Here is a 12,094-nt window from a genome sequence, read left to right on the forward strand (position 1 = left end):
TCTACTCCCGTTCAGTACTCAATGACGTGAACGGGGCCGTGTTCTCGCGATGCTCTTGCGGCGGCGCCAAACACAAGGTATTGCGCCCCAAACCCTTGGCTTCATAAAGAGCGGCATCCGCACGGGCAAGCAGGCTGGCCGTGGTGTCATCTTCGTTTGGCACCACGCAGCAAACACCGATGCTGATGCGCAATGAGATGCTTGCCTCGCCAAACCGAGCCGGTGACTCAGCGACCGACGCACGCAACTGGTCCAGGACTGCCACGGCGTTTTCGGGGTTGGTGTGGGGAAGCAGCACCAGAAACTCCTCGCCACCGTAACGCCCGATACTGTCGGACTCACGAATTCGCTGGGTAAGTTGATTGACGCAGTGGCAAATCACCTCATCACCCGCCAGGTGCCCATACACATCATTGATCTGCTTGAAATGGTCGATGTCGACCATCGCCACTGCCAGGTAGGAAGCGTCTCGACGCGCGCGTTCCAGTTCTTTGGAAAATTGCTCGAGGACGGCTCTGCGATTGAGAATGCCGGTCAGCACGTCACGCAACGCCAGGCGCTGGAACAACGATTCACTGCGCTCTTTGGCCAGCAGCACCAGCCCGAGGGAGATCATCATGGCGGTGAACGTGCCGATGCTGACTGAGATGGTTTGCTTAAGGTTACTGACGTCATAGCGCATCTCGGCAGCCCCTCCGCCGATGATGGCGACCACCCGCATGCCCAGGCCGATCAGGCTGATGCTTGAGCCGATGATCAACAGCATGCGCGCACGCCCCTGAGCGGGTATGTAGCGACGCGTCCAATAGATGATCAGGGCGCACTGCACCATCAACACAAGCGTGGCGGCGAGCATTCGCGGCTCCAGCGTGTCGATCAGACTGACCATCAACACAAGCATCAATGCGGCAGGTGCAAATATCTGCCACCAGCAGACGCGCAACTCAACGATCCGAAATACGCTGGCCCCGTAAAAGGCCAGCGCGACCGCCAACAATGTGTTCGCAGCCCCATAGGTCAACCATAGCGGGGCGTGGCCGTACAAGGTATATCCAATGTAGGCCAGGGCATGTGCCAGCAAACCAAAGCCAATGGTCAGCAAGCCGTCACGCTGGTTGAACTGGCCGACCAATATCAGACAAAACGCCATGATCGTCGCCACTAAGGCGACGCAGGCAAATAGCGTGGGGGTATGGGCAATCATGACGTCTCACCAGGCGCTGTCGGGAGCAGCTCTGGTGGAGTTTAGTTGAGTCGGCTGTCAGTTTGTCAGCCACCTGCAGCATTATCTTCGCGCCTGTCCTGACAGCATTCAGATACTCAAGAGCTCGCTGACGGGCAGCCGATTGGTGGTCTTCACCTCTCGCAGGGAGAGGTTGGAGCGAATACTTAAAACGCCAGGGAGCTTTCTCAACACTTTTTCGACAAAGCGGCTATAGCTGTCCAGGTCCCGGGCAACTACCTCAAGCAAAAAGTCCGCCTCGCCCGTCGTGTTGTGGCAACTCAGGACCTGTGGGGCCGCCAGAATAATCTTTTCAAACGTCGCCGTGGCTTCTTCGCTGTGATCAGTGCAAGAGATCTGAACAAAGGCCTTCAGGCCTAGCCCTAGTTTTTTTCGATTGAGAATGGCTTGGTACCCCTCGATAACACCGCATTCCTCAAGCCGTCTTTGCTTGCGCCAACAGGATGCTTCGCTGAGGGACAGTTGCTCGGCCAGCTTGACATTCGACAGCTTGCCGTCGCGTTGCAAACGTTCCGTTATTGCAATGTCCGCCTTATCGAGCTGCTCGATCATGAAATAACTCCTCATATTAAGGCCAAAAAACGAAGATTAATTTCAGATCTGTTGATCCGTCAATTGCAACTTGAAGGGTAATTTCAAGGCATTCATTCATAATTGGCAATGCCTGGATCATCACGTTTCGAAGCGAACCGAGGATGACCAGCAGCCGGTTGAGTCGCACCGCCCATCCAAACATAGGTAATTTGAATGAAAGCAGTCGTCTACGAAGCCTTTGCCAAACCGCCGCGCCTGATGAACGTGGCAGATCCTTCTGCGCAACGGCATGGTGTGGTGATTCAAGTGCTTGGCACCGGCGTATGCCGCAGCGACTGGCATGGCTGGAAAGGCCATGACCCCGACATTGAACTGCCGCATGTACCCGGGCACGAGCTGGCGGGCATCGTGGCCGAGGTGGGTAACGATGTCACGCGATGGAAGGTCGGTGACCGCGTGACCGTGCCGTTCGTGGGCGGGTGTGGTGCTTGTGCCGAGTGCAACAGCGGCAATCAACAGGTGTGCCACACGCAGTTCCAGCCAGGCTTCACTCATTGGGGCTCTTTTGCCGAATACGTCGGTATCCATCAGGCCGATCTGAACCTGGTCGCGCTGCCTGAAAGCATGGATTTTGCTACCGCTGCAAGCCTGGGTTGTCGCTTTGCCACCTCGTTCCGTGCAGTGGTTGACCAAGGCAAAGTCAGCGCCGGTCAATGGGTCGCGGTTCACGGTTGCGGCGGAGTAGGTCTGTCTGCGGTGATGATCGCCCACGCCATCGGCGCGAACGTGATCGCCATCGATATTTCCCAGGATAAACTCGACCTGGCACGCGCACTCGGCGCTGTCGCCACCCTGAATGCCCAGTGCGTCGCGAACGTCACCGAAGCCGTGCTGGAAATCACCCAGGGCGGTGCCCACGTATCGCTGGACGCATTGGGTCACCCAACCACGTGTTTCAACTCCATCAACAACCTGCGCCGTCGCGGCAAGCACGTCCAGGTGGGGCTGATGCTGGCTGATCACGCCACGCCGGCAATCCCCATGAGCAAGGTTATCGCGCACGAACTTGAAATCTACGGTAGCCACGGGATGCAAGCGCATCGCTATGGGGCAATGATCGAGATGATCACCTCAGGCAAGCTGGCGCCTGAAAAACTCGTGGGTAAGACCATCAGCCTGGAGCAATCTATCGACGCGTTGACCAATATGGACCGGTTCGAGACGGCTGGGGTAACGGTCATTACCGAGTTTTAATGCAGTGGCAAGCCCGCTTGCCACAGGGAAATGGTCAGTATCTGGCAGTTTCAATCGCGGCGTAAAAGCGTATTCGGCGCCACACCGAACGCCTTGCGAAACGCATGGCTGAAATGGGAGAAATCAGAAAACCCGAAGTCCAGCGCCGCCTCGGAGACACTGCGCACCTGGCCGCGCTCGATCGCTTCACGGCTAGCATTCAGGCGCTCCTTCCAAATCTCTGCAACGGGGGTTTTCTGGTAGCGCGCAAAGGCCCGCGTGACAGTGCGGGTGGATACATTGTGGGCCTGGGCGATGACTTCAATCGACAAGTCTGGCTCGGTCAAGTGCCGTTGAATGTACTGCATGATGCGGCCGTAGAGGTCCAGTTCCTGGTGGGTAGCCTTCAGGTCCTGGAGCTCCAGGCTGATTACCAGCAGGTCGAGCAACGCCTCTGAATAACGATTGGAGATGGAGTCATCCTGCAACGAAGCCGGGGCGCTCGCCGCCTGGCGCAACATTTCGCGCAAAGGGATCACCCCTGGCCTGCGGTCGTCGAGAACCATCGCGGTGTATTCCGCAATGCGCGGCAGGCGTTCGGTCAGCAACGCTCGTGGAATACGGACCAGGTGGTTTTCGGTACCACCGAAGCTGAATCGGAACGCTTGAGTTGCGTCATAAAGAAACAAATTGCCAACTGCCAGGCTGGCTTTTCTTGCGCCCTGTTCAATCTGGCCATGGCCATTTCGCACGAAACCCAACCATAAATCTTCGGCGGGACCGCTGCGCAGATGCCGTTCGGAGCGTTCCCAATAATGCAGTGGCGATGACAGTGAACAGATGTCCAGACCGCCCAGGCTGTTGATCGCCAGCGCGCCATCGAAACTGCTCTGGGACAAGGGTTTGCTATCGGCCGCCAGGCAGTGGCGGCACACCACTTCTTTCCAGTAATCAAAGCGACGTGGTGCAGCAACGGCAAGGGTTGAATATTGAGTGCTTGGATTCATGGCACTGGCCTCGGTACAGCAATGCAGTAAGCGCTGGAAAAAGTGTAACCGGCGTGTCAGCGCTAGCAATTAACAGGCCAAGCACAATCAGGGTCGCGCTCACGTGTGCATCGCGGCGCCCTGCCCCCTTTGCGTCACCATTAAGAGGCACAGAACCCTGGCTTTGGGGGCTGGTGCACCAACGCCGATCACCGCTGTGGCGCCCCTTGCGGCGTTGTCTTTTCCAACCAAGCGGTTGTCTCGACGAACCAAGCGGCCCCTCGCCGTCACGCCTAATTTTCTCCTCACAGCAGCCCTTCCCCGCTGATGAGGCACGCCATGCATCGAGACTATTCACAACGATTGGCTGATTCCTCCTGGCTTTTGCACAGGCGCGATCTGGCCCCCGAAGAGTCGGCTTGTTGGTTGATTGAGTGGGGGTCCATGAAGCTGCTGCACCGACGCCAGACCGCCAAGCGCGGTCAATCAAGCAAGCACTGAAGCCCAACCGTAGGCCTGAACCAAAATAACGAGGAGCTCAAGATGGAATCTGCAATCGACACACATCTCAAATGCCCACGCACTCTATCGCGCCGTGTGCCCGACGAGTATCAACCGCCGTTCCCGATGTGGGTCGCACGCGCCGACGAGCAGTTGGAACAAGTGGTGATGGCCTACCTCGGCGTGCAGTATCGAGGCGAGGCGCAGCGCGCAGCGGCACTCCAGGCCATGCGGCACATCGTCGCCAGTTTCGACCTGGCCGATGGTCCACAGACCCATGATTTGACCCACCACACCGACAGCCGCGGCTTTGATAATTTGATAGTGGTCGGCTACTGGAAGAGCCCGGCGGCCCACTGCCGCTGGTTGCGCTGCGCGCCGGTGAACGACTGGTGGACGTCACAGGACAGGCTCAACGACGGCCTGGGCTATTTCCGTGAAATCAGCGCACCGCGTGCTGAGCAGTTCGAAACACTCTACGCCTTCCAGGACAACCTGCCCGGTGTCGGCGCAGTCATGGATACAACCAGCGGCGAAATCGAAGAGCACGGTTACTGGGGTTCGATGCGCGACCGTTTCCCCATCTCGCAAACGGACTGGATGAAGCCAACGAGCGAGCTGCAAGTGATCGCCGGTGATCCTGCCAAAGGCGGACGGGTCGTGGTGCTGGGGCATGACAACCTCACCCTGATTCGTTCCGGCCAGGACTGGGCCGACGCCGAGGCGCACGAGCGCTCACTGTACCTCGACGAGATCCTGCCGACGTTGCAGGACGGCATGGACTTCCTGCGTGACAACGGCCAAGCGCTGGGCTGCTACAGCAACCGGTTCGTGCGCAATATCGACCGGGACGGCAACTTTCTCGACGTCAGCTACAACATCGGTCACTGGCGCTCGGTGGAGAAGCTCGAACGCTGGGCCGAATCCCACCCCACCCACCTGCGTATCTTCGTGACGTTCTTCCGCGTGGCCGCGGGCTTGCAGAAGTTGCGGCTGTACCACGAAGTGTCGGTATCGGACGCCAAAAGCCAGATTTTCGAGTACATCAACTGCCACCCGCACACCGGAATGCTACGCGATGCTGCTGTCGCGCAAGGAGAGCGACCATGAAACTGAGTCGACTCGTACTTGTGCTGGGGATGTTGCCGTTTGCAAAAAGCCAGGCCCTTGAAGTATCGCCGGGGGATTTCGAACCGCTGCCCGCAGGGGCCGATGCCGTGCTGTTTTACTACCAACACGCCGACAGGTCCGATCTTTATCGCAACGGCCATCGAACCTCCGACAACGCCAAGCTCAGCTCCGACGTGGGCATCCTGCGTTATATCCATGCCATAGGGATTTCCGAGAACCTTTCATGGGAACCGCAGATTCTGCTGCCGTTCGGCTATATGAACGCCTCGGGCGATGTCGGCGCGCTGGGCCACACCCATGGCGTGGGTGACCCGATCATCACCGCCCCTCTGAAGTGGACATTACCTACCGCAAACAAAGATGTGTTTGCCATCGCCCCTTACCTCTATATCCCCGTCGGCAGCTACAACAAAAACGATGGCTTGAACCTGGGCGAGAACCGCTGGCGGGCGACGTTACAAGCGGCCTATATCCACCACTTCTCCGCTCAGTGGGCGTTGGACACCGTCGCCGACGTGTCCTGGGTCTCGGCCAATAATGACTTCGGCGCCACCCGCGCAAAACTCGAAGAAAACACGCGCTACGAGTACCAGGCGGCCGTGCGCTACAACTGGACGCCAAGCACCACATTCGCACTCGGCGGGGGTTACGTCAGCGGGGCCGCGACCACCGTGGACGGTGTTGACCAGCACGATGGTGTCTCGACCTCCTACGCCCGCTTCACGGTCACTCATTTCATCGACCCGACCCTGCAGATCCAGGCCCAGCTGGGCAAGGACATCGAGGTTGAGCAAGGCTTCAAGGAAGGCGCGCGCTTGAATCTGCGCGTGTTGAAAGTGTTCTGAGTCCCGATGTCTTTCTCAGCCAAATGAGTGTCCTGCTCAACCATGCGCATACGGCAATAGATGCCTAATTTGGTCGCTATTGCTACCCGGACTGAACTGATAAAAGACAGGAAAATCATGGCCATTATTCGTCCCACACTTGATCAACTGCTAGCCATCGCGGCGCAGTTGAACATGCAGCTGACCCACGAGCAGGCGGCGTCCTACCTGGAGCTGATGCAATCGAGTTTCGATGCATACGACCTGGTCGACGAGCTGTGTGATTTCGTGCCCCCCATCCGTTACGACCGCAGTGCGGGCTATCGTCCCTCGAACAGGGAGAACCCGCTCAATGCCTGGTATTACCGCACCGAAGTCAATGGCGCCCGCGACGGCCTGCTGGCGGGCAAAACCGTCGCGCTCAAAGACAACGTCTCCTTGGCCGGCGTGCCCATGATGAACGGCGCCGCACCGCTGGAAGGTTTTGTGCCGGGTTTTGATGCCACCGTGGTCACGCGTTTGCTCAATGCCGGCGCAACCATCCTCGGCAAAGCCACGTGCGAGCACTACTGCCTGTCAGGCGGCAGCCACACTTCCGACCCCGCCCCGGTGCACAACCCCTACCGCCACGGTTATGCCGCGGGCGGCTCGTCGTCGGGTAGTGCCGCACTGGTCGCCGCCGGCGAAGTGGACATCGCCGTAGGCGGTGATCAGGGCGGCTCCATACGCATCCCATCGGCGTTCTGCGGGACCTACGGCATGAAGCCGACCCATGGCTTGGTGCCCTACACCGGCATCATGGCGATTGAAGCCACCATCGATCATGTCGGCCCCATCACCGCCAACGTGCGCGACAACGCGCTGATGTTGCAGGCCATGGCCGGTTCGGATGGTCTCGACCCGCGCCAGGCGGCGCCTCAGGTCGATGACTATTGCAGCTACCTGGGACGGGGGGTGAGCGGACTCAGAATCGGTGTGCTGCAGGAGGGATTCGCGCTGGCCAACCAGGATGCCCGTGTGGCGGACAAGGTGCGTGAGGCTATCGCCCGCCTTGAGGCGTTGGGTGCGCATATCGAGCCGGTATCCATTCCCGAACACGACTTGGCCGGGGCGCTGTGGCACCCCATCGGTTGCGAAGGCTTGACCATGCAAATGATGCATGGCAACGGCGCGGGCTTTAACTGGAAAGGCCTGTACGACGTCGGCCTGCTGGACAAACAAGCCGGTTGGCGCGAGCAGGCCGACCAATTGTCCGCATCGCTCAAGCTGTGCATGTTCGTCGGCCAATACGGACTGAACCACTACAACGGGCGTTACTACGCCAAGGCACAAAACCTCGCCCGCTTCGCCCGACAAAGCTATGACAAGGCACTGCAAACCTATGACCTGCTGGTGATGCCAACCACCCCCATCACGGCCCAACCCCACCCGGCCGCAGGTTGTTCGATCAGCGAATACGTGGCGCGGGCACTGGAAATGATCGGCAACACAGCGCCACAAGACATCACCGGGCATCCGGCCATGTCGATCCCTTGCGGCCTGGTAGACGGCCTGCCCGTGGGGTTGATGCTGGTCGCCAAACACTATGCCGAAGGCACGATTTACCAAGCGGCGGCGGCATTTGAGGCCTCGGCGGACTGGCGCACGCTCTGAGTGGCTTACCTGAAAAACAATAACAAAGACCGGCACGTTTCAATCACACCACAACCGCGTTGACTGATAGGAGATACCCCATGAGTGCATCCACTTCTACGCCTGCGAGCACTTCAACCCCCGGTGAACGGGCCTGGGCATTGTTTCAAGTGCTCAAGAGCAAGGAACTCATCCCGCAGGGCTACGTCGAGCAGCTCACGCAACTGATGGAACACGGCTGGAGCCCTCAAAACGGCGCCCGCGTGGTCGCCAAGGCCTGGGTCGATCCGCAGTTCCGGGCGCAGTTGCTCAAGGACGGCACCGCTGCATGCGCCCAGTTCGGCTATACCGGCCCGCAGGGCGAATACATCGTCGCCCTGGAAGATACGCCTGAGGTTAAGAACGTCATTGTCTGCAGCCTGTGCTCCTGCACCAATTGGCCTGTGCTCGGCCTGCCACCTGAGTGGTACAAGGGCTTCGAGTTCCGTGCGCGCCTGGTCCGGGAGGGCCGCACCGTACTGCGCGAACTGGGCACCGAGTTACCCAGTGACGTGGTGGTCAAGGTTTGGGATACCAGCGCCGAAACCCGCTATCTGGTGTTGCCGCTAAGGCCTGAAGGCTGCGAGCACATGAGTGAGGAGCAGCTTCAGACACTGGTGACCAAAGACGTGCTGATCGGCGTCGCTCTGCCCCGCGCTGACTGAAAAACAGCGCATCTTCGTTCAATTCCCGGAGTTTCTATTATGGATGGCTTTCACGATCTCGGCGGTTTCCAAGGCTTTGGCAAAGTCCCTCACACCATCAATAGCCTGAGTTACAAACAGGTGTTCAAGCAGGACTGGGAGCACCTAGCCTACAGCTTGATGTTTATCGGTGCCGATCACTTGAAAAAGTTCAGCGTGGACGAAGTGCGTCACGCCGTCGAACGCCTGGATGTTCGCCAACATGTCGGCACCCAGTACTACGAACGCTACGTTATCGCGACCGCCACCCTGCTGGTCGAAACCGGTGTCATCACCCAGGCTGAACTCGACCAGGCGCTGGGTTCGCACTTCAAGCTGGCGAACCCGGCGCACGCTCAAGGTCGAGCGGCGATCACCGGTCGCGCCCCCTTTGAGGTCGGCGACCGAGTGGTGGTGCGGGACGAATACGTGGCCGGGCATATCCGCATGCCGGCCTACGTGCGCGGCAAGCAAGGCGTGGTATTGCATCGCACATCAGAAAAATGGCCATTCCCGGACGCCATTGGCCATGGCGATACGAGCGCGGCGCATCAGCCCACCTACCATGTCGAGTTCCACACCAAAGACCTGTGGGGCGATGCGGCAGACGAAGGCTTCGTGGTGGTCGACCTGTTCGAAAGCTACCTGGACCACGCCCAGGGCAATCGAGCGGTGAACGTATGATGGACGGCGCCCAGGCGGGCCGACTGCCGGTGACCGTGCTTTCCGGCTTCCTCGGCGCCGGCAAGACCACCCTGCTCAACCATATCCTGCGCAATCGCGAAGGGCTGCGGGTAGCGGTCATCGTCAATGACATGAGCGAGGTCAACATCGATGCCGCAGAGGTGCAGCGCGATGTGTCGCTGCACCGTGGCCGGGATGAATTGATCGAGATGAGCAATGGCTGTATCTGCTGCACGCTGCGCGCTGATTTGCTGGAGCAGATCAGTGCCCTGGCACGTCAGCAGCGCTTCGATTACCTGCTGATCGAGTCCACGGGGATTTCCGAACCGATGCCGGTCGCAGAGACATTCGCCTTCCTTGACGCCGAGGGTTTCAGCCTCAGCGAACTGGCGCGGCTCGATACCTTGGTGACAGTGGTCGATGCCAGCCGTTTCCAGGCGCTGCTGGAGTCACCGGATACCGTGGCCCGCGATGACGCACAGCAAGACGCCCCCCAACGCCATCTGGCCGATCTTCTGATTGAGCAGGTGGAGTACGCCAACGTCATTCTTGTCAACAAACTGGACTTGATCGACGAGGCCGGTTACCAGGCGTTGCACGCAATCCTCACCGGTCTCAACCCCAGTGCGCGGATCGTGCCGATGGCCCACGGCAACGTTGAGCTGCCCGCCATCCTCGGTACGCACCTGTTTGATTTACCCAGCCTTGCAGCGTCGCCGGGCTGGATGAAAAGCATGGAGGCCAGCGATGCACCCGCCTCCGAATCAGACACCTATGGCGTGACTTCCTGGGTGTACCGCGAACGAGCGCCCTTTCACCCACAGCGCTTGCTCGACTTTCTCGAGCGCCCCTGGTGCAACGGGCAGTTATTGCGCAGCAAAGGTTACTTCTGGCTCGCCAGCCGACACCTGGAAACCGGCCTGCTGGTACAAAGCGGCAAACAGTTCCAATGGGATTACGTAGGGCACTGGTGGAACTTCATCGAGCAGCCGCAATGGCCACGGGATGAATATCGGTTGCACAGGATCATGGCCAAGTGGGACAGCGTTGTCGGCGACTGCCGGCAGGAGTTGGTCTTTATTGGCCAGAACCTGGACACCCACGCGTTGCAGCGCGAGCTCGACAATTGCCTGCTGAGTGCTCGGGAAATTGCCGACGGCCCCTCGGCCTGGCAAGCCCTGCCGGGGGCGCAAGCTTTTGACGCTCGGGCCTTATCAGCACGCCCTACGTCCCGCCTTGCAAGCTGACCCCATTTGACCGTGAAAGAGGTGTTCCATGCTTTTTTTTAGCCGAACCACCCGCTGGGTTCTGGCGTCACTCGCAGACAGGCTGGAGCAGCCTGACAAGGCGAGCACGCCTTTATCATCAAGCAACCCCTTGTTGCGCCCCATCCTGGCAAGCGTCGAGCACCTGCTGCAAGAGCGACGGGACCTCAAGGAGCAGGCCCGGGCGCAGACCTTGCAAATCAGTCAACTGGAGGAGCGCCTCGCTGGTAGCGACAAGGCATTGCGCCAAGCGCAGGCGCATTGGGCGCTGATAAGCCACGGCGCAGGCGAACGGTTTTGGTCATTGGAGCTGAATGGGGCTGGTGCACCTGCGCCGGAATCTGCGCTGACGTGGACGGGCGAAGGCCCAGATCAACTGGGGAGTTGGGGCGAACGGTTGCATCCGGCTGACCGGCAACCGCACTTGGAGGCGCTCGCCAGGCACCTGGCCGATCGCAGCGAACGCCCCCCCTTTACGCTGCTCGCGAGGATGAAGCCTGCAACAGGTGGTGACTATCGCTGGTGCAGGATCAGCGGTGCTTCAAGACGCGACGCGCAAGGCGTGGCGCTGGCCATCGGCGGAAGCGTGCGTGACGTGCATGAAGAGCACCTGCACAACGAAGCGCTCGAACTGGCCGCCACACGTTTCGATATCTCCCGGGAAATGCTGCATGACGGGCTCTGGGATATCGAGGTGGTGGCCGGCGACCCGGCGAACCCGAAAAACACCATTTGGTGGTCTTCACAAATGCGCCGGTTACTGGGGTGCAACACCGTTGAGGAGTTTCCTAACACCCTGGAGAGCTGGACCTCGCGCTTGCATCCCGACGACAGCGCACGGGCCATTGCGGCGTTTGTGGCACACGTCGACGACCGCAGCGGTAAAACGCCGTTCGATGTGGACTATCGACTCAAGCACAAAAATGGCACTTACCGCTGGTTTCGCGGCCGTGGGCAAACGCGCCGTGCCCAGGACGGGTCCCCGCAACGGGTGGTGGGCGCCATCACCGATATCCATGCCCACCATGAAGAAAACACGATGCGCGAGGCGCAGGCACAGCAGCATCGGGTGATGCAGGAAACCCTCAGCAAGCTGACGCAGATCGTCTCCACCATCCAGGGCATTGCCAGCCAGACCAACCTGTTGGCGTTGAACGCCGCCATCGAGGCCGCACGGGCCGGCGACGCCGGGCGCGGGTTTGCGGTGGTCGCAGATGAAGTACGCAAACTGGCCACCCGGACCAGCCAGGCGACCCAGCAAGCGGCCGAAATGATGGACAGCTAGCCACACCCGGACACCTGCGCGATGGGCGCGGGTGCAGAGCATATTTCAACAAAA

General features: G+C 59.7%; 10 protein-coding genes and 2 pseudogenes. 9 read left to right on the forward strand and 3 right to left on the reverse strand.

Annotation, left to right across the window (positions count from 1 at the left end):
- Position 1 precedes the first annotated feature (1 nt).
- A complete protein-coding gene (locus HKK57_RS23610) occupies positions 2-1,204 on the reverse strand; it encodes a GGDEF domain-containing protein (RefSeq protein ID WP_169390890.1) in 1,203 nt (400 codons plus the stop codon).
- A 108-nt stretch (positions 1,205-1,312) separates the two neighbouring features.
- On the reverse strand, positions 1,313-1,795 hold the full coding sequence (locus tag HKK57_RS23615) for an Lrp/AsnC family transcriptional regulator (RefSeq protein WP_070994912.1): 483 nt from the start codon (positions 1,793-1,795) through the stop codon (positions 1,313-1,315).
- 195 nt (positions 1,796-1,990) lie between these two features.
- Here HKK57_RS23615 and HKK57_RS23620 point away from each other — a divergent pair, with 195 nt between their 5' ends.
- The gene (locus HKK57_RS23620) at positions 1,991-3,031 is read left to right on the forward strand and encodes a zinc-dependent alcohol dehydrogenase family protein (protein ID WP_070994913.1); all 1,041 of its coding nucleotides are present in this window, start codon (positions 1,991-1,993) and stop codon (positions 3,029-3,031) included.
- Between the two features lie 50 nt (positions 3,032-3,081).
- Here the strand turns inward: HKK57_RS23620 and HKK57_RS23625 are convergent, their stop codons facing one another.
- The gene (locus tag HKK57_RS23625; protein ID WP_070994914.1) at positions 3,082-4,017 is read right to left on the reverse strand and encodes a helix-turn-helix domain-containing protein; all 936 of its coding nucleotides are present in this window, start codon (positions 4,015-4,017) and stop codon (positions 3,082-3,084) included.
- A gap of 522 nt (positions 4,018-4,539) precedes the next feature.
- On the opposite strand from HKK57_RS23625, the gene oxdA reads away from it, so the two are divergent.
- From oxdA to HKK57_RS27445, 8 genes and pseudogenes are all read left to right on the forward strand, one after another.
- Positions 4,540-5,607 carry an aliphatic aldoxime dehydratase gene (gene oxdA / locus HKK57_RS23630; protein WP_169390891.1) on the forward strand — a complete coding sequence of 356 codons (1,068 nt, stop codon included), beginning with the start codon at positions 4,540-4,542 and terminating at the stop codon, positions 5,605-5,607.
- Positions 5,604-6,473, forward strand: a complete 870-nt coding sequence (locus HKK57_RS23635; protein WP_070994916.1) for a transporter — start codon at positions 5,604-5,606, stop codon at positions 6,471-6,473. The genes oxdA and HKK57_RS23635 overlap by 4 nt, the downstream gene beginning before the upstream one ends.
- Positions 6,474-6,590: 117 nt before the next feature.
- Entirely contained in the window at positions 6,591-8,105 is a 1,515-nt protein-coding gene (locus HKK57_RS23640) for an amidase (protein ID WP_070994917.1), read from the forward strand.
- A gap of 80 nt (positions 8,106-8,185) precedes the next feature.
- Positions 8,186-8,788, forward strand: coding sequence for a nitrile hydratase subunit alpha (gene nthA, locus HKK57_RS23645; protein WP_070994918.1), 603 nt, complete (start codon positions 8,186-8,188; stop codon positions 8,786-8,788).
- Between the two features lie 39 nt (positions 8,789-8,827).
- Positions 8,828-9,490, forward strand: a complete 663-nt coding sequence (gene nthB, locus HKK57_RS23650; protein ID WP_169390892.1) for a nitrile hydratase subunit beta — start codon at positions 8,828-8,830, stop codon at positions 9,488-9,490.
- Positions 9,487-10,737, forward strand: a complete 1,251-nt coding sequence (locus tag HKK57_RS23655) for a GTP-binding protein (protein WP_169390893.1) — start codon at positions 9,487-9,489, stop codon at positions 10,735-10,737. The genes nthB and HKK57_RS23655 overlap by 4 nt, the downstream gene beginning before the upstream one ends.
- A gap of 682 nt (positions 10,738-11,419) precedes the next feature.
- Positions 11,420-11,746 (forward strand): annotated as a pseudogene (locus tag HKK57_RS27440) (PAS domain-containing protein); the annotation flags it as partial.
- A gap of 3 nt (positions 11,747-11,749) precedes the next feature.
- A pseudogene (locus HKK57_RS27445) lies at positions 11,750-12,031 on the forward strand (methyl-accepting chemotaxis protein); the annotation flags it as partial.
- Positions 12,032-12,094 lie beyond the last annotated feature (63 nt).

The sequence above is a fragment of the Pseudomonas sp. ADAK21 genome, from assembly GCF_012935735.1.
In the GTDB taxonomy this organism is placed as follows: Bacteria; Pseudomonadota; Gammaproteobacteria; order Pseudomonadales; family Pseudomonadaceae; genus Aquipseudomonas; species Aquipseudomonas proteolytica.

Coding starts and splice junctions, on each gene's coding strand:
- HKK57_RS23610 (WP_169390890.1), bottom strand. CDS start 1,204: ATGATTGCCCATACCCCCACGCTATTTGCCTGCGTCGCCTTAGTGGCG.
- HKK57_RS23615 (WP_070994912.1), bottom strand. CDS start 1,795: ATGATCGAGCAGCTCGATAAGGCGGACATTGCAATAACGGAACGTTTG.
- HKK57_RS23620 (WP_070994913.1), top strand. CDS start 1,991: ATGAAAGCAGTCGTCTACGAAGCCTTTGCCAAACCGCCGCGCCTGATG.
- HKK57_RS23625 (WP_070994914.1), bottom strand. CDS start 4,017: ATGAATCCAAGCACTCAATATTCAACCCTTGCCGTTGCTGCACCACGT.
- oxdA (WP_169390891.1), top strand. CDS start 4,540: ATGGAATCTGCAATCGACACACATCTCAAATGCCCACGCACTCTATCG.
- HKK57_RS23635 (WP_070994916.1), top strand. CDS start 5,604: ATGAAACTGAGTCGACTCGTACTTGTGCTGGGGATGTTGCCGTTTGCA.
- HKK57_RS23640 (WP_070994917.1), top strand. CDS start 6,591: ATGGCCATTATTCGTCCCACACTTGATCAACTGCTAGCCATCGCGGCG.
- nthA (WP_070994918.1), top strand. CDS start 8,186: ATGAGTGCATCCACTTCTACGCCTGCGAGCACTTCAACCCCCGGTGAA.
- nthB (WP_169390892.1), top strand. CDS start 8,828: ATGGATGGCTTTCACGATCTCGGCGGTTTCCAAGGCTTTGGCAAAGTC.
- HKK57_RS23655 (WP_169390893.1), top strand. CDS start 9,487: ATGATGGACGGCGCCCAGGCGGGCCGACTGCCGGTGACCGTGCTTTCC.